General features: G+C 57.1%; 13 protein-coding genes and 1 riboswitch. Of the genes, 4 read left to right on the top strand and 9 right to left on the bottom strand.

Features of this window, described 5'->3' with window-relative positions:
• The first annotated feature begins 79 nt into the window (after positions 1 to 79).
• The gene (locus LA5095_RS16450) at positions 80 to 859 is read left to right on the top strand and encodes an SDR family oxidoreductase (protein WP_055116680.1); all 780 of its coding nucleotides are present in this window, start codon (positions 80 to 82) and stop codon (positions 857 to 859) included.
• A gap of 64 nt (positions 860 to 923) precedes the next feature.
• On the opposite strand, the gene LA5095_RS16455 is transcribed toward LA5095_RS16450, so the two are convergent.
• The 4 genes from LA5095_RS16455 to LA5095_RS16470 all read right to left on the bottom strand — a co-directional run bounded on the left by LA5095_RS16455 (position 924) and on the right by LA5095_RS16470 (position 5,438).
• Positions 924 to 2,186: an OmpP1/FadL family transporter gene (locus tag LA5095_RS16455; RefSeq protein WP_055117016.1), complete on the bottom strand. Its 1,263-nt coding sequence runs from the start codon at positions 2,184 to 2,186 to the stop codon at positions 924 to 926.
• 518 nt (positions 2,187 to 2,704) lie between these two features.
• Complete coding sequence (locus tag LA5095_RS16460) at positions 2,705 to 3,817, bottom strand: TRAP transporter substrate-binding protein (protein WP_055116682.1); 1,113 nt, start codon at positions 3,815 to 3,817, stop codon at positions 2,705 to 2,707.
• A 1-nt stretch (position 3,818) separates the two neighbouring features.
• Positions 3,819 to 4,625, bottom strand: a complete 807-nt coding sequence (gene thiD / locus LA5095_RS16465) for a bifunctional hydroxymethylpyrimidine kinase/phosphomethylpyrimidine kinase (RefSeq protein ID WP_055117018.1) — start codon at positions 4,623 to 4,625, stop codon at positions 3,819 to 3,821.
• A gap of 39 nt (positions 4,626 to 4,664) precedes the next feature.
• Positions 4,665 to 5,438: a hydroxyethylthiazole kinase gene (locus LA5095_RS16470; RefSeq protein ID WP_055116684.1), complete on the bottom strand. Its 774-nt coding sequence runs from the start codon at positions 5,436 to 5,438 to the stop codon at positions 4,665 to 4,667.
• A gap of 67 nt (positions 5,439 to 5,505) precedes the next feature.
• A riboswitch (TPP riboswitch) is annotated at positions 5,506 to 5,616 on the bottom strand.
• A 133-nt stretch (positions 5,617 to 5,749) separates the two neighbouring features.
• Here LA5095_RS16470 and LA5095_RS16475 point away from each other — a divergent pair.
• Together LA5095_RS16475 and LA5095_RS16480 are read left to right on the top strand one after the other, a co-directional pair.
• Positions 5,750 to 5,986 (top strand): Lrp/AsnC ligand binding domain-containing protein, encoded by a 237-nt coding sequence (locus LA5095_RS16475; RefSeq protein ID WP_029063142.1) that lies wholly within the window; start codon positions 5,750 to 5,752, stop codon positions 5,984 to 5,986.
• Positions 5,987 to 6,021: 35 nt separating this feature from the next.
• Positions 6,022 to 6,432: a hypothetical protein gene (locus LA5095_RS16480; RefSeq protein WP_055116685.1), complete on the top strand. Its 411-nt coding sequence runs from the start codon at positions 6,022 to 6,024 to the stop codon at positions 6,430 to 6,432.
• A 301-nt stretch (positions 6,433 to 6,733) separates the two neighbouring features.
• Here the strand turns inward: LA5095_RS16480 and LA5095_RS16485 are convergent, their stop codons facing one another.
• From LA5095_RS16485 to LA5095_RS16495, 3 genes are all read right to left on the bottom strand, one after another.
• The gene (locus LA5095_RS16485; protein WP_104704124.1) at positions 6,734 to 7,735 is read right to left on the bottom strand and encodes a DMT family transporter; all 1,002 of its coding nucleotides are present in this window, start codon (positions 7,733 to 7,735) and stop codon (positions 6,734 to 6,736) included.
• A 219-nt stretch (positions 7,736 to 7,954) separates the two neighbouring features.
• On the bottom strand, positions 7,955 to 9,214 hold the full coding sequence (gene sbmA, locus LA5095_RS16490) for a peptide antibiotic transporter SbmA (protein WP_055116688.1): 1,260 nt from the start codon (positions 9,212 to 9,214) through the stop codon (positions 7,955 to 7,957).
• A 185-nt stretch (positions 9,215 to 9,399) separates the two neighbouring features.
• Positions 9,400 to 11,697 (bottom strand): xanthine dehydrogenase family protein molybdopterin-binding subunit, encoded by a 2,298-nt coding sequence (locus tag LA5095_RS16495; protein ID WP_055116690.1) that lies wholly within the window; start codon positions 11,695 to 11,697, stop codon positions 9,400 to 9,402.
• Between the two features lie 404 nt (positions 11,698 to 12,101).
• On the opposite strand from LA5095_RS16495, the gene LA5095_RS16500 reads away from it, so the two are divergent.
• Entirely contained in the window at positions 12,102 to 13,010 is a 909-nt protein-coding gene (locus LA5095_RS16500; protein WP_082442464.1) for a DMT family transporter, read from the top strand.
• A 52-nt stretch (positions 13,011 to 13,062) separates the two neighbouring features.
• Here LA5095_RS16500 and LA5095_RS16505 read toward each other — a convergent pair whose 3' ends face one another.
• Both LA5095_RS16505 and LA5095_RS16510 read right to left on the bottom strand, forming a co-directional pair.
• Entirely contained in the window at positions 13,063 to 14,733 is a 1,671-nt protein-coding gene (locus tag LA5095_RS16505; protein ID WP_055116694.1) for a long-chain-fatty-acid--CoA ligase, read from the bottom strand.
• A gap of 305 nt (positions 14,734 to 15,038) precedes the next feature.
• The gene (locus LA5095_RS16510; protein WP_055116696.1) at positions 15,039 to 16,196 is read right to left on the bottom strand and encodes an AAA family ATPase; all 1,158 of its coding nucleotides are present in this window, start codon (positions 16,194 to 16,196) and stop codon (positions 15,039 to 15,041) included.
• Positions 16,197 to 16,236 lie beyond the last annotated feature (40 nt).

Consider the following 16,236-nt stretch of genomic DNA (forward strand, 5'->3'; position numbering starts at 1 on the left):
CCCGAACTCCACACCCGATTGATCAATATTCCTGCCGGTCGGCGCACATCTGGTTCGACGGCAAAAGTGGAGACAAGCTATGGATCTGGGTCTGAACGGTAAAAAAGCGATCGTGTGTGCATCAAGCCGCGGCCTGGGCAGAGGCTGCGCCGAAGCCCTTGCCGAAGCCGGTTGTGACATAGTCCTCAACGGCCGCAACGAAGCGGTTCTGGAAGAAACGCGCACAGCCCTGACGGAAAAGTACGGCGTCTCCGTTGTGAGTGTGCCCGCGGATGTATCGACGCCGGAAGGACAACAGGCTCTCCTGTCAGCCTGTCCGGAGCCGGATATTCTCGTCAACAACAATGGTGGACCACCGAGACGCGACTACACGGAACTTGACCGCAAATCACTGCTGGAAGGTGCGGTCCAGAATTTCGTGACGCCGATCGAACTTATCCAGGCAGTCACACCTGCCATGAAGGCGCGCGGCTTCGGGCGGATTGTCAACATCACCTCGCTGTCGGTGAAAATGCCGATCGAAGGGCTGGACCTCTCGAGCGGAGCAAGGGCCGGCCTGACGGCATTTCTGGCCGGCGTCTGCCGCCAGCTTGCCCCATCCGGTATCACCATCAACAATCTCCTGCCGGGCAAGATGGATACGGATCGGCTGAAGGGTGGATTTGATCGTGCCGCCCAGCAAACCGGAACAAGCCTGGAGGAGATTCGCGCTCAGCAGGCAGCCGAAATTCCCGCGCAGCGCTTCGGCAATGCAGCCGAATTCGGACAGGCATGCGCATTCCTGTGCTCTCGGCATGCCGGTTATATCACCGGCCAGAACATCCTCATGGATGGCGGGCTCTACCCAGCCGCGTTTTGAACGTTGCCAGAAAAACAAAGAGGGCCGGGAAACTCCCGGCCCTTTTGCGTGTTTCATCACCGTATCAGAACTTGTAGCGAAGCGATGCGGAGAGAATGTTCACGTTGCTGTCGACATCGGCCTTGTAGGTGCCGAATGCAGCATTGAAGTCCTGATGGCTCGAGTCGATGTTGATACCCGTCGATTCCGTGATGATATGGGTAAAGCCAAGATCGAAAGCGATGTGCTTGCTGAAATTGTAGCTTGCACCCGCAGATAGCCACCATCGATTGTTGTCCGGCAGGCGGGTTGACCGAATGGCCTCGTCAATCGGCGAGATTTCATAACCCAGACCTGCACGGAATGTCAGTTTGTCGTTGTAGTCGTATTCGCCACCGACGGAGAAGAACCAGCCGTCATCATAGTTGAAATGAAGCGTGGTGAGCGTCGAACCGGTAATGGACGAGGTCGCGACAGGAGATTTCAGGCGGCTCCAGTTGGTCCACTCGACCGTGCCGAGCAGGCGAATCTTGTCGGTTATCTTCTGCTTGGCGGAAATGTTCACCATATCCGGCGTTACCACGCCAAGATTGATGCCCGCCCTCGTGCCGCCCGCGAAAAGCTGCCCACTCAGGTCATGCCCGACACCTGACCGGTAGCCGATACCGATCTCTGTGCCCTCGATCGGCTTGATTGTGACACCTGCCGTCACGCCGACACCGAACCCGTCTCCCGAGATTTCGTTGGATCTGGGAAAGCCTGCGCCGGACGTCGCGTCCGCCGACTTCAGGCTGACATCCAGATATTGGACCTGGAAACCGACCGCGACGGCAAACATGTCGTTGATCTTGTAGGCAACGTTGGGATTGACGTTGATCGAGAACACTCTTGAAGAGCGGGAATAGAACTGGGCCGCCCAGTTCTGGTTCGGTTTTGTCGTCAGTCCGAACGGTGAGTTGATACCGACACCGAAGACCCACTTGTCATCGGGTCTGTAGGAAATGTAGGTCGCCGGCACGAAGGCGTCCAAACCGATATCACCACTACCGATCGAGGATGTTCCGACCGCGCCGCCGGTCAGCGTGCCGTTGATTTCGGAATTCGGAATGATCAGCGATCCATGTGCCTCCATGCTCCAGCCCTGCTGAGCACCGATCAGTGAGGCCGGGTTCCAGTACATCGCCGAAATCGTCTCGCCCGACGTTCCGTATCCCGCGAAGGATGTCCCCTGAAAATATGCACTCTGCTCGCGGATCGCGAAGGCCCCCGCGTGTGCCCCACTTGCCGCTATGGAAAGAGCAATAGCAGTGGAAGCAAACAGAAACGTCTTTTTATTAGCCCATGTCATGGTGTTTTCTCCCATCCCCCTCCAAATGGAGGAAATCATTTTTCGAAGGATAGGATTTCCAAGACAGGGTTCAGTTGCAAGCTAAGAAATTACCGTCTTGAGGCGATGTGTTTTCATGTTGCAGTGCAAAATATTCTACTGTTTCGACAAACACGCTTCGGGAATTCGGTAAAAGTAGGTAAATAGGTCTTGTTCCAGGGGTCTATGTCATGGGAACGACACAGCCTCGCAAAAATGCACAAAAAATAGGCAAACGACAACGGGTTTCCTTTAACGTCACTAATTCCGTGAACGTTGCTGCATTGCCACACATACCCCAACGGCAGAGGCCCTGCCAGATCACACCTAGGCGCTGACACACTGTCAATTAATCGGACAGCCCGTTAAACTCGTGCCCCGGTGACCGGTGCAGACCGACAGGAATTATCGCTCGCTGTCTGACCCGCCGGGAACAAACAGGGCATGCCAGCAACGATGTTGACACACCGGTTGCGCGATCGGCGGCAAGAAATCCCGGATCAGGTGTTGCCATCACGTGCCGACATGAATCGGCGCATTGCGACATCGCTCCAGGGAGCCAGCCGCTGGCGGGCCGCAACATTGCTCTCGTAGATTCGCTTGCTGAGCGCGTCCTTTTCAGCAAATTCCAGAAGAACAGCCACCGAGGTCGTGCGCAAGGCCTGAAGAACGTCGTCGGGATAGGGTTTGATTGTGACGCCATCTTCGTCCTGAAGCAGTTTCAGGCTACCGGCGTTTTCCCAGTCGCTTTCAGCCAGGGCACGGCCGTTCTCCGCACGGCATGCTTCCAGAACAATTGCGCGCAACTCGTCCGGGAGACCATCAAGGGCAACCTTGTTGAAAAGCGCTTCCCCGGTCCCATTCGGTTCGTGAAAACCGGGCGAATAGTAGTTTTTGGCGACCTTGTGGAAACCCATGGCCCGGTCGGACCACGGCCCGAGGAACTCGGTGGCATCAAGCACACCGGACTGCAGTGCCTGAAACAGTTCGGCCGGCGGCAAGCCGACGGGTGTTGCGCCCAGGCGGCGCATCACCTCCCCGCCAAGACCAGGCATGCGGATCTTCAGACCGGTCAGGTCATCCAGTCCGTTGATGTCTTTCTTGTACCAGCCCCCCATCTGCACACCTGTATTGCCTGCCATGACAGGTTTCACACCAAAGGGCTCGTAAAGCTCGTCCCAGAGCGCCTGCCCGCCGCCTCTTTCGATCCAGGTGATATGTTCATGAGGCAGCAACCCGAACGGAATTGCGGTGAAGAACACGGACGCGGGGATCTTGCCTTGCCAGAAGAACGAGGCCGTATGCCCCATTTGGGCCGTGCCCGCTGAAACCGCATCAAACACGCCAAGCGCTGGCACAAGTTCACCGGCTGTGTAAAGACGAATGCGGAACCGGCCAGCGGACATTCTCGCCACCTGGTCCACAATCCTTTGCGCGGTCACGCCGGGCCCAGGCAGGTTCTTCGGCCAGGACGTCACCATCTTCCATTCGATCGTTGTCTTTTCCTGCGCAAGAGCCGGAGCTGTCAGCAAAGCCCCGCCGGCAACCGCAGATGCTCCCAGCAAGGTTCTCCGGCTCACGATCTTGTCGCTTTTCAGGCCCTTGTCAGACATCTCATTTGCTCCAGATTTGGTGGAAATGGTGAACAGGACCATGGCCGGCCCCGATATCAAGCCGGTCAGCAGCGGCAATAGCCCCGTGGACATATCGCTTGGCGCCGAAAATCGCGTCTTCAAGCTTGTTCCCTGTTGCAAGCCCTGCGGCAATCGCCGAGGACAATGTACAGCCGGTCCCGTGCGTGTTCTGCGTTGCGATCCTTTTCTCGCGCAGCCAGATCGCATTTCCGCCGGTATCCAGGAAAAGGTCCGTGCTGTCCTCGCCGGTCCCGTGTCCACCTTTCAAGAGAACCGATCTGGCACCAAGCCGCAAAAGCTGTTCGGCCTGCGACAACATCTCGGTCTCGCTGCCGGCAACGGGCGCTTCCAGCATGCACGCCGCTTCGTGCAGATTCGGCGTAATGACATCGGCGAGCGGAACCAGCACGGAAAGAAGGCTTGCAACGGCGCTTTCGGCAAGCAGAGGGTCGCCTGACGCCGCGACCATCACCGGGTCCAGCACGACGGGTCCTGTTGCATGGGCTCTCAGCCCGGCAGCCACAGCCTCAATGATCGCAGATCCGGAAAGCATGCCGATCTTCGTCGCATTGACCTTGAGGTCGGAATAGACCGCATCCATCTGCGCCCGAACAAACTCCGGCGGCACGTCCTGTATGGCACTGACGCCACGTGTGTTCTGTGCCGTCAGTGCGGTCAAGACGCTCGCACCATAAACACCGTTGGCGGAGAATGTCTTGAGATCTGCCTGAATTCCGGCGCCGCCACCGGAATCCGACCCTGCGATGGTTACCGCGATAGCAGTCATGGGATCCTCCTGAATTGAAACATCCATTAAAGACACGGCTCAGACCGACTTCAGCCTGATCTCGACATCGCGGGATGTCATCGTATAGAGCGCGTCCAGCAGCTCCGGCACGAGACTTCCCGGACCACCTGCCCGCTCCGCTGCCATTTCACCGGCAATATTGAAGACCGAAAGACCGGCGGCGGCGGCCAGGGCAATGTCACTTTCCAAACTCGCAAAGGCCGCCAGCACCGCACCACCGGCACAGCCCGTTGCTGTAACTCTTGCCAGCAGCGGATGGCCGTTTTGCAGGCGAAAGTCCTCACCCTGGCTTTCGATCTTGTCTTCAGCGCCGGTCACGGCGAGAACGGTACCGGATCCGATCAGTGCCTCGACATCCGACCGCTGCGGGCACAGCGCAGCCAATTCGGGTTCGTTCAGTCGCACAAGTTCGGGTTTGAATGCCATGAGCTCGCGCGCATAGGCGCATCGGACGGGAGACCGGTTGACAAAGACCGGATCGACACTGACGGGACGACCGGCGGCCCGGGCCGCCTCGATCGCGATCGGAATGGCCTCTCGCCTGGCTGAATCCAACGTGCCGAGATTGACAAGCAGCGCATCCGAACTCGACGCAAATCCGGCCACCTCCTCGCTGGAGATTGTCATTGAGGGAACGGCACCAATTGCCAGCAGCACATTCGCGGTAAATGTTTGCGCGACGGCATTGGTGATGGTGTGAACGCGCGGCGTTTTTTGGCGGACCCTTTGGAGAAGGTCGAAAACGACCTCTGCGGACAACGACTGCGTGGACGCGGCAACGGACAGGCTCATGCAACTCCTCCGAACTCGGAAGTTTCAATTCGAAGGGATGAAAGGAAGGTTTGAGGCCCTGCGCCTCTAAGATCTTCATCTCAAATCCCTCCGCCGGTACCAACCGGATCAGGTTCAAGGAGTTGGTCTTTTGCCTCTCAGCCCGATCGGTCTTCGTCGGGCACCCCCATGAGATAGTCTGACTGCTATCAAGCCCGGTTTCCGAATGCAAGTCCCGAACCGTCCCTAACTTGTTTCGGCAATTGACTGCGGCGGGAAGATGGGCGATGTCCTTGGGTATTCCTTTTACGAGCAAATCGCCGGAGTGACGCATGGTTCCGTTTTTCGTGATGATCAAATGTCAACTGGGCAAGACCTACCAGGTTGCCAATGCCATCGCAGACGCGGAAATTGCCTCCGAGGTCTATTCGACCAGTGGCGACTATGACCTGCTGGTAAAATTCTATGTCGACAACGACGCCGATATCGGTCATTTCGTCAATGAAAAGGTTCATCCGATCGGCGGAATCCAGGACACAAAAACCATTATTACCTTCAAGGCTTTCTAAGGCACCCCAATTCCTCTCCACACGGGAGCTGACAAATGCGATTTCTGACCTCATCAGCGCTTGCAGCAAGCTTGAGTATCATGACACTTTCCGTTTCCGGCCAGGCAACCGCGCAGGGCATGCCGCCCGAACAGATCAAGCAGATCCTTGATGTGACCAAGGCGAACTGGGTGGCATTCCGCGACTGGGAGGGCAAGCAGCTGATTTACTTCACCCATCTGGAATCGTGGAAATGCGGCATCGACTTTGTCTTTTATGGACTGAACGATGGACAGCTCGACCAGATGTGGGAGCTGGACGAGTGCGATCCCGACAATCCCAACGCCGTTCTGAAGGACAAGCCCTATATCGAGCTTCCTGCCGGATCGACCCAGTCAATCAGTGTCCAGCTGGTCTATCCTGATGGATCGAAAAGCTCCGTCGAGACCTACCAGTACAAGCCGTAGCAGATCATTCAATCCGACGCTTGTTCTCCCGGTTTGACATGGCCGGGACCCGGATCCGTCAAGTTGGATGATGCCTTGAAACACCAGGGTTGATGATCATCAGGCCCTGACCTTCAGATAAAATACAGAGGCTCGCGCTTGTTTGCAGTCTCGCTGTTCCCGCGTGAGCCGGGCACAAACAACAGCATTTGATGATCCCGGATCAGGTCCGGGAAAGCACCACGCGATTTTCGACGCCAGGGAAAACACCCGGGGCCGCTTGATTTCAAACCAGTCGGTGCAGACAACGGCCGAATTCGGCTCAGGATCGTGACGGCGTCGAGGCCCGCCGCGATTTGGTGCGGTCGAGACCGAGCTTGTGCTCTCGGTAGATGACGAAGACGCCCGCCGCGATAACGATCAGGGCGCCGGCGATCACCTGCGGAACCGGCACTTCGGAGAAGACCACCCAGCCGACAATGATCGCCCAGAGCATGTTGACGTAATCAAACGGCGCGATCGTCGAGGCATCGGCAAAGCGGTAGCTCTGTGTCAGCAGGATCTGTCCGACGCCTCCGGCGAGGCCGATCAGCAGCAGAAGACCAGCTGTTTTCAGGTCGGGCACGATCCACGCCTGACCGGGCAGCAGAAATCCGAGTGGTAGTGTCACCAAGGACAGGACCGTGGCAGACGCTGCAAACCAGGTGACGATGGTAGACGTCCTCTCCGTCTCGCACAATTTACGCACCGTAATCATCGCCAGCGCCGCACAGCCGGCTGCCATGATGCCCAACAGAGCCCCGTACGTCGACGCGCTGTCCAGTTCGTCTTCACCCAGATGCGGCGACAGGACGATCAATATGCCGAGAAATCCGACGCCGACCGCACTCCAGCGGTAGATCCTGACCTGCTCTCCGAGCAGAAAGAATGCCAGCACCACGACGAAGAGTGGCGTTGCAAAACCGATCGCCGTCGCATCCGGCAGTGGCAGCAGGTAAAGCGCGGTGAACGAACAGACCATGGCCGTGAGGCCGACGGCAGCCCGCGTCAGATGGCCTTTCGGATTTTTGGTTTGAAACGCAAGTCCGAGTTCACCCCGCAATCCGACCATGAGCAGCACCGGAAAGAGCCCGAAGAAATTCCGTGCGAAAACAAGTTGGCCGATCGGCACGTCTTCCGCGGCGATCTTCAAGGCTGTCGCCATGATAAAAAAAGTAAAAGTGGAGCTGAGTTTCAGCGCGATGCCCAAAAGGGGCGCGTGTCGTGTCATACCGACGGGCGCAGGCTTGCCGGGACTGCGGGAACTCAGGCTTTTGAACGCCATGACAAGGATCCGGGGCCGGCGCAAAAAGGCAATACTCTCCTGACGCACCGGACCGAAGGATCGGGAAGAGCTACAAAACACCCAGCCTGCAACCGGATACATCAATCGAACACGGTAAATCCGTCAGGGAGCGGAAAGCTTGGGGCTGGTCGAAATCACGATTGGGAAACGCAATATCTCGCGAAGCACGCGTTATTGCAATCCTGCACTCCGGATTTCTTACTCGCCAGCTCCCGTTTCTGCCGCCAATTCCCCTCGCATCATCATCGCTTCACGTTCCGCAATGGCCTGTTCGAAGCCTTTAAGACGCTTGTAGATGGACAACAGTTCAACGATCGTTGGCCAGGAATTGACAAGGAACTGGAATGAGTTGGACACTTGGCTGAAAGCTGTCAGAATTTGCTGGACAATCCCCCATGTCACCTTCTTTGCGACGTATGTCGGAATGAGAAGGAAATATGCAAAGACGTTGTCTGCCTGAAGGTAGAAACCCCTGAACAGGTTGAAATACATGTAATTGAAATACAGGCGGAAATAGTTCTTCCGGACGAAGCCGAACAGCTCGGTAAGCTTTACCGGGTCCGCCCTGTGTTCATGATCCTCGCCGTAGACAAGTTCCTTACGATAGGCAGCTTCGACGCGCTGATTGTGGAATTCAAGACCCGGTAGCTTTACACCGACTGCGGCGAGAACAACGGTTCCGGTGATTGACCAGAAAATGGCCGCACTCAACAACGGTGCCGGTATCTCGCCAATAAAGGGGAGTTCCACCACGTGCGACGACAATGCGAGCAGGATCGGCAGGAAGGCGATCAGGGTCATCAGGGAATCGATCAGGGCGACGCCCAAACCCTCCATGATTGCTGCAAACCGCATTGTATCTTCCTGGATACGCTGGGAGGCACCTTCGATTTGCCGGACGTTATTCCATTTGGCGACATAGTAGTCGTTCATCGCCGTGCGCCAGCGAAAAATGTAATGACTGATAAAGAACCGCTTCAAGATATAGAGGATGACCCAGACCGACGTGATCTGGAAGAAGATAAACAGCAGCGCGTAGAACTCGTCGGCTGAAACAACGCGAGCACTTTCGTCCAGTGCTGTTTGTACCGTATCAAAAAAAGGTCGGCGCCAGTTGTTGATCGCGACGGCAACCTGCACGTCGTAATAGGTCATGAATATGATCAGCGAAGATCCCCAAATGGACCAGACTTGCCAGGTATGCGCCTTCGAATACCACCACCAGAAAGCACCGAATGCGGCCGTAAACAGTCCATAATACACGTAAAACCATAAGAACTCGGGCGTGGTAAAATGCCCGAGACCAATAATTGGCTGCTGCCCTTCCGGTGTTGCGCCGAAGCCGAGCGAACCGCCGAGGTCTGAAGCAAATCCGTACCAGACAGCGACTGCCACTGCGGTCCAGGCAATCGCAGACAGGAAAAAGAGTTTCGGGTTGGGAAAAAATGACTGAAACAAGAGTTGAAACCTGCTGCCTGGAACGAATGAGTCGCGCGCTTTTAGCGTAATACGTCAATTTGGGGCAAGAAGATGCCAATTAAAACGATATTCTCAAACAAACCACAGACACGAATTTGCGAGGCAGCAAGGCTGCGCACAAAAAAGGCGTCCCGTTGGACGCCTTTTCCATTGGTGTGAATTTCCTACTTCGCGGCCTCAATCGCCTCCCAGACCCTGAGCGGCGTCGCCGGCATGTCGATCAGCTCGGTCACACCTGCGCCGTCCTCAAGCGCCTTCTGAACGGCATTCATCACTGCAGCACAGCCACCGATTGTCCCGGCTTCTCCGGCTCCCTTGATGCCCATGGCGTTGGTCGTTGAGGGAACGTTCCGGGTCTCGAAGTGAATGTCGGGCAGATCTGCGGCCCTCAGCAGACGGTAGTCCAGCAGCGAGGCCGTCAGAAGCTGACCGTCTTCATCATAGATCGTCTGCTCGCACAGTGCCTGGCTGACGGCATTGGCCGCACCGCCGATCACCTGACCTTCCAGCAGGAGCGGGTTCACGGTGACACCGAAATCATCGACGATGACATAATTGACCAGATCGACGTCGCCCGTTCCCGGATCAACCTCGACTTCGCAAATATGCGTGCCGTTGGGATAGGTTGCCTCGTCCTGGCGGACTTCTTCGCGCGCAGACAGTTTTTCGCCGGCGGCAACAACGATCTCGGACAGCGCGACCTGCTGGTCCGTTCCGACAACGCGCACGATACCGCTCTCAAGCTCCAGGTCGTCGACACCGGCCTCCAGCTTGTCCGCCGCCAGTTCCTTGACCTTCTTCACCAGGCTGTCACTGGCATCGCGAACAGACGGCAGGCCGAGGGGAATTGACCGGGAACCGCCGGTCCCGCCGCCGTTCTCAACGCGATCCGTGTCACCCTGGATAACCTCGACCTCGTCGATCGTCACTCCGAACTTCTCGGCGACAACCTGACTATAAGCGGTGGCATGGCCCTGGCCGTTGGTCTGCGTCCCGATCAGCAGCGTCAGATTGCCCTCCTGGTTGAGTTCAACAGTCGCTTCCTCGCCTCCAGGGAATGCACAGGCTTCAATGTAGGAGCACAGTCCGATCCCGCGGAACTTGCCGGCTTTTGCGCTTTCTTCCTGTCGGGACTTGAAGTCGGCCCAGCCGGCAACTTCCAGAGCCTTGTCGAGGTGGCCCGAATAATCACCGGTATCGTAGAGGCGCCCGGTTTGCGTGGTATAGGGCAGCTGCTCCGGTTTGATGAAATTCCGCTTCCGGATTTCGATCGGCCCAAGACCCGTCTCCTCACCGGCCTTGTCCATCAGCCTTTCGATCAGGTAGGCAGCCTCAGGACGCCCTGCCCCACGAAAGGCGTCGGTCGGTACGGTGTGCATGTAGACGCCCTCGGTCTTCGCAAACACCGCAGGGATGTCGTAAAGCCCCGAGGACATGGCCGTTCCAACCCAGGGAATGAACGGAGCGAACTGGCTGAGATACGCCCCCATGGCTGCCTTCACATGCACCCTTAGTCCAAGGATCCTGTTGTCCTTGTCCAACGCAAGATCTGCGCGGCTCAGATTGTCCCGGCCGTGTGCGTCGGTGATGAAATGTTCCATTCGCTCGCCCGCCCAGCGGACGGGCGTTCCGAGCTGCCTTGCCGCAATCATCAAGAGAGGGTATTCCCGGTAGCAGAATGCCTTAGTACCGAAACCGCCGCCGACTTCAGGCGTGATCACCTGGATCTTGTCCTTTTCCAGATCAAGCACCTTGCAGATAACATCGCGCATCCCGTGCCCGCCCTGCGTGCCCAGCGTCAACTTGTAGCGCTCCGCATCCGGACTGAATTCTGCGACGCAACCACGCAATTCCATGTAGTTGGCGACAATGCGGTTGTTGACGATTTCGATGGTGACGGTCTTGTCAGCAGCCGCGAAAGCCGCATCGGTCCTTGCTTCGCCTCCATGGCCGAAGGTGAACGCGACGTTGCTGCCATGCTCCGGCCAGACTTTCACCGCATCAGGCGCCAGGGCCTCTTCGATTCCGATCACGGCTTCGAGCGGTTCGTAGTCCACCTCAAGCATTTCGGCCGCATTTCTCGCCGTGTTGCTATCGTCGGCGACAATGAAGGCAATGGCATCGCCGACATGCCGCACTTCGTCCTTGCAAAGCAAGGGCTGCGGCGGCAGCCAGTGGTCGGTTCCGTCGATCTGCTTCAACCGGGCCATTGTCGGCAGCGTAAAGCCCTCGACATCACCGCCAGTCAGCACAAGATGAACGCCTTCCAGCGCACTGACGTCGGATGCGTTTTCGACACTTATCTTGGCGTGGGCCATTGCCGAATACACCATGACGCCGTGAAGACAGCCTTCAGGCCGATAATCGCCGGTGTAAATTCCCTGACCGGTGATGAGCGGTTGATCTTCCTTGCGGCGCAAAGGCGCGCCGACACCGAATTTCGGAGTGACCATCTTGTTCATAAATCTGGACCTGTGTTTTGGGAGGAGTTTCCCTGGAAATCAGAAGACCGAATGCAACGGATATGCATCCAAGTTGGCCCCGAAGACCACTGTAACCAGTGGATCTGTTGTGTTTTGTGCCTCGAAACCGCCGTGCTGCCAAGTGAAATATAACCGGTTCGGCGGATAAGGCAAACATTGCAGTGACAGCTTTCCTTCCGGTCAAAATGGGCATAGCCTATGCCGATTACCACCTATTGAATGACCGAACGGGCACGCGTGCGCACTCGTATCGTGTATCTGTCCCTGCAACCGTTCGTTCCGGGAAACAACATTGAAACCCGATTGAAAAACAGGCCCGGACCGGGGCGCCTGCCGCCAGAGGACTTCATTTGCTGAAACGTGTCGAGAAGAAAATTGTGGCCATGACGGTCGATCTTCCGTCCAACACCATTGGTGCGCTGTGGGTATTACTGGCGGCATTCGGATTTTCCATCATGGTGGCTTTGATCAAGTTCGTTGGCCGGGATCTGAGCGTCTTTCAGATCCTCTTCGTCCGACAGGCCGTCATGCTCGCCATTGTCGCCCCGACGATCATACGCGGCCTGCCGACCTCACTGGTCACGAAGCGGCCGGGGCTTCAACTCGCTCGTGTTCTCATCGCTGCAACGGCCATGTTGTGTGGTTTCACCGCCGTCATCGAGCTGCCGCTGGCCGATGCAACGGCGATCAGTTTCTCCCGCACCTTTTTCATCACGATTTTTGCCATCTGGTTTTTGAACGAAATCGTTGGTGTCCACCGCTGGGGCGCGACCATCGTCGGTTTTCTCGGTGTGGTACTCATGCTGCGCCCGGGTGCAGACGGCATCGTCGATCCCCACGCCCTGCTCGCGATTGCCGGCGCAGCCGGTGCCGGCATGGTCATGATCGTTGTCCGTATCCTGACGCGAACAGACCCGCCGGTGACCATCCTCACCTACCAGGCGTTCGGGGTCGGTCTGATCATGCTTGTGCCGGCGGTTCTGACCTGGCAGGCACCAAGCTTGCACCAGTGGCTGCTTCTCCTGCTGGTCGGCATTGTTTCCTGGGCAGCACAGCTTGCAAACATCAAGGGCTACAAGGCAGGCGAAGCAACCGCCATTGCCTCCCTGGACTACACCCGGCTTCTCTACGCGACCATATTGGGCGCGCTTGTCTTCGGCCACTGGCCGAGCGTGGAAACCCTCGCCGGCGCCACCATCATCATTGCTGCGTCAATCTATACTGTTCGCCGCGAAATCAAGCGCGGCCGCGAACTGGCGCGCGCCGCAGAAGGTCGCGGGGAATCCCACTGAGGCGCGGGATCCGAAAAGAACGACATCGTGTGTTGCGCACGTTGGAGAATGTTCAGGCGCTTTGCGCTTCGGATTGCGCGCGCTTCTGCGCCTCTTCCTCGACCAGTTCCTTCTTGGAAAGTTTGCCGACCATCGTCTTGGGAAGTTCATCCCGGAACTCGAATTCACGTGGCATTTCAATGGAAGACAGATGTTCTTTCAGGAATGTCTTCATGTCTTCACCTGTCATGGAATGGCCCTCCTTAAGCTTGATGAAAGCCTTGGGAGACTGACCGCGATATTCGTCCGGGATCGCGATGACGATCGTCTCGTCCACCGCTTCGTTCTGGTAGATCGCTTCCTCGATGACACGCGGATAGACGTTGTAACCCGAACACAGGATCAGGTCCTTGATCCGGTCGACCAGATAAATGAAGCCTTCGTCATCCTGATAGCCGACATCGCCCGTATGCAGATAGCCCTCGGCGGTAATCGTGTCCGCCGTGGCGTCATCCCGCTTCCAGTAACCCTTCATGATCTGCGGTCCGTGAAGCAGAAGTTCGCCCTTCTCGCCTGCGGCGACCTCGGTCGTCCGGTCTTCGATGCTGACAAACCGGGCGCTGGTGCCCGGCACAAGACGGCCGATGGAACCCGCGCGCCGGTTCTCGTCGAGCGGGTTGACCGCCGCGACCGGTGAGGATTCGGTAAGGCCATAGCCTTCAACCAACACGCAGCCCGTCAACTTCTCGAAACTCTGCTTGACCTCGACCGGCAACGGCGCACCACCTGAGAGACACAGCGAAATGCTCGACAGGTCGTAATTCGCAGTCATCGGAGAATTGTTGATCGCGGTATAAAGCGTTGGCACGCCCGGAAACAGTGTCACCTGCTTGCGCTTGACGGCTTCAAGCAGTGCTTTCAGTTCAAAGCGTGGCTGCAGGACCATTTCTGCACCCAAGATAATCGAAAGGTTCTGGGCAACGGTCATGGCGAAGACGTGAAAGAACGGCAACACGCACAGCATCTTTTCTTCACCGAGACGCGCTTTTTCGAAGACGCAGCGCATTTGCTCGATATTGGCCGACAGATTCTGATGCGTCAGCATTGCACCCTTGGGAACACCGGTCGTGCCACCGGTATACTGAAGCACGGCGATATCGTCATGGGGATCGATCTCGACCGGCTTCGGACTGTTCCCCCTGGTCTGTAGCTCATCGAACCACACATGCGCCTCATCGCGTGGAATGTCCGCCAGTTCCTTGCGCTTGAAGAGGCTGAAAAGCACCTTCTTGATCGTGGGAAGACAAAACGTCATCGGGCACACGATGATCTTGTCGAGGATCTTTTCCTTCCGGACTTCCTCGACCTTGTCGTAGATCACTTTCAGATCCATCGTCACCATGATGCGCACATCGGCATCGCGCGCCTGAAAGGCAATTTCACGTTCGACATAGAGCGGATTGAAGTTGGCGACCGTGCCGCCGATCTTCAAAATCGCGAAGTAGAAGATCGTGTAATAGGGCGTATTTGGAAGGCAAAGTCCTACATGCACGCCCGGTCCGACACCCATGGCCTGAAGGCCCGCGGCCGTGCTGTCCACAAGGGCACCGAGTTCGGAATAGGTCCAGACCTTGCCCATGAAATCGGCGGCCGGCCGGTCGCCGAACTGTGCGACGGTGCTTTCCAGATATTCGTGTACCGGACGGGCGTCAAATGCCGCGTTCCATTCCTCCGCAGTCGTCATAACGTTCTCCAACGCGTTATTTTCGCTTCAATCTCTGGCAGATGAAATCCGGTCTCGTGCGAACTCCCAATATGTCCGCCCGAAACGATTTCCTCCTCACCGGCACCAGGTAGATTGAATGCGCCACCTCTTCGGGTCCCTTCTGACATGACGCAACCTTCCGTTCACGTCAACTCGCGACGTAACGACATCTCTTCATTTTTTTGCAATCGCGAACCATAAGATGAAGATAAGTCCACAGCACCGGATAGCAATACCGGCGAGAAATCAGAAACTTATCAAGAGCCACGAAATTGATCTCCGATTTAGCGTTTCGGCCAGTTCCAACGAGGCAATTCTTCCGCATCGACAACCGTTTCCCCCAGTTCCTTGCGCAACTCGTAGCGCACGCAGCCGGAGAGTTTTGCAAGTGTGCCAACCAGATCATGCGCGTGGGACACCACAATGACCTGGGTCTTTTCCGCAGCTCTCGCAATCAGCCGGGCCAGAGGTTCCAGCAGGTCAGGATGGAGGCTGGTTTCGGGTTCGTTCAAGACGATCAGGGGAGCCGGACGCGGTGACAAAAGAGCTGCCGTCAGCAACAGATACCGCAACGTGCCATCCGAAAGCTCGCTCGACCGAAGCGGCCGCAACAACCCCCTTTGCGTCATGAACAGTTCGAAGTAACCCTCATTGACGGTCACGTTGATCGAGGCGCCGGGAAATGCATCGTCGATTGCTTCGCCCAGCGCGACTTCGTCACCGATTTCCAAAATGGTCTGCAGTGCAGCGGCAAGATCACCGCCATCAGCGCTCAAAACAGGTGTTCTTGTTCCTATTCTGGGAAAACGGGCGGGTGCATCCCGATCTGTCCGAAGATGATCGTAGAACCGCCAGGCACGCATGCGCTCACGCATTACAAGAAGTTCCAGTCCGTCCTTCGGATCTGCGGCATGGGTCATCATGCTGTCGAAACGGGCAAGATTCTGGTAGACGGGTATCCGTTGCCCCTGGCTGTTCAGGACCCTCGCCGTCGGTCCGTTTCTGCCGGCGATCTCGTTCGAGCGCGACAGGGCCTCGCCTGCCCACAGGGCTTCTGCCTTGATCTCCGGGTCCATCGAAAACAGCGAGCGTCCTGCATCCGCCGGCAGTCCAAGATCGATTGCATAGCCATAATCTTCATCCGCGAACCCGAGCTTCAGGCTTACCACGTTCTTGCGAATGGTACCCTGCACAGGCACCTCGCCACTCTTCATCCTTCTTGAAAAGGCTTCCGGCCCAGCCCACAAGGTGGACTGCAGTCCACCTTCGGCGGCCAGCGATGCAATCGCCTGCCCCTGCGCCACCTCCGCAAGCAGGCGGATCGAGCGGTAAAGACTGGATTTGCCGCTGCCGTTTGCACCGGTCACCAGCGTGATCCGATCCAACGGCAGAACAAGATCCCTCAAGGATCGGTATCCGGAGACGGCAAGGGTAAGGATCATCTGAACCGGTGGCTCCGTGAATGGATTTCAGCTACCATTG

It is taken from the genome of Roseibium album, assembly GCF_001404515.1.
In the GTDB taxonomy this organism is placed as follows: Bacteria; Pseudomonadota; Alphaproteobacteria; order Rhizobiales; family Stappiaceae; genus Roseibium; species Roseibium album.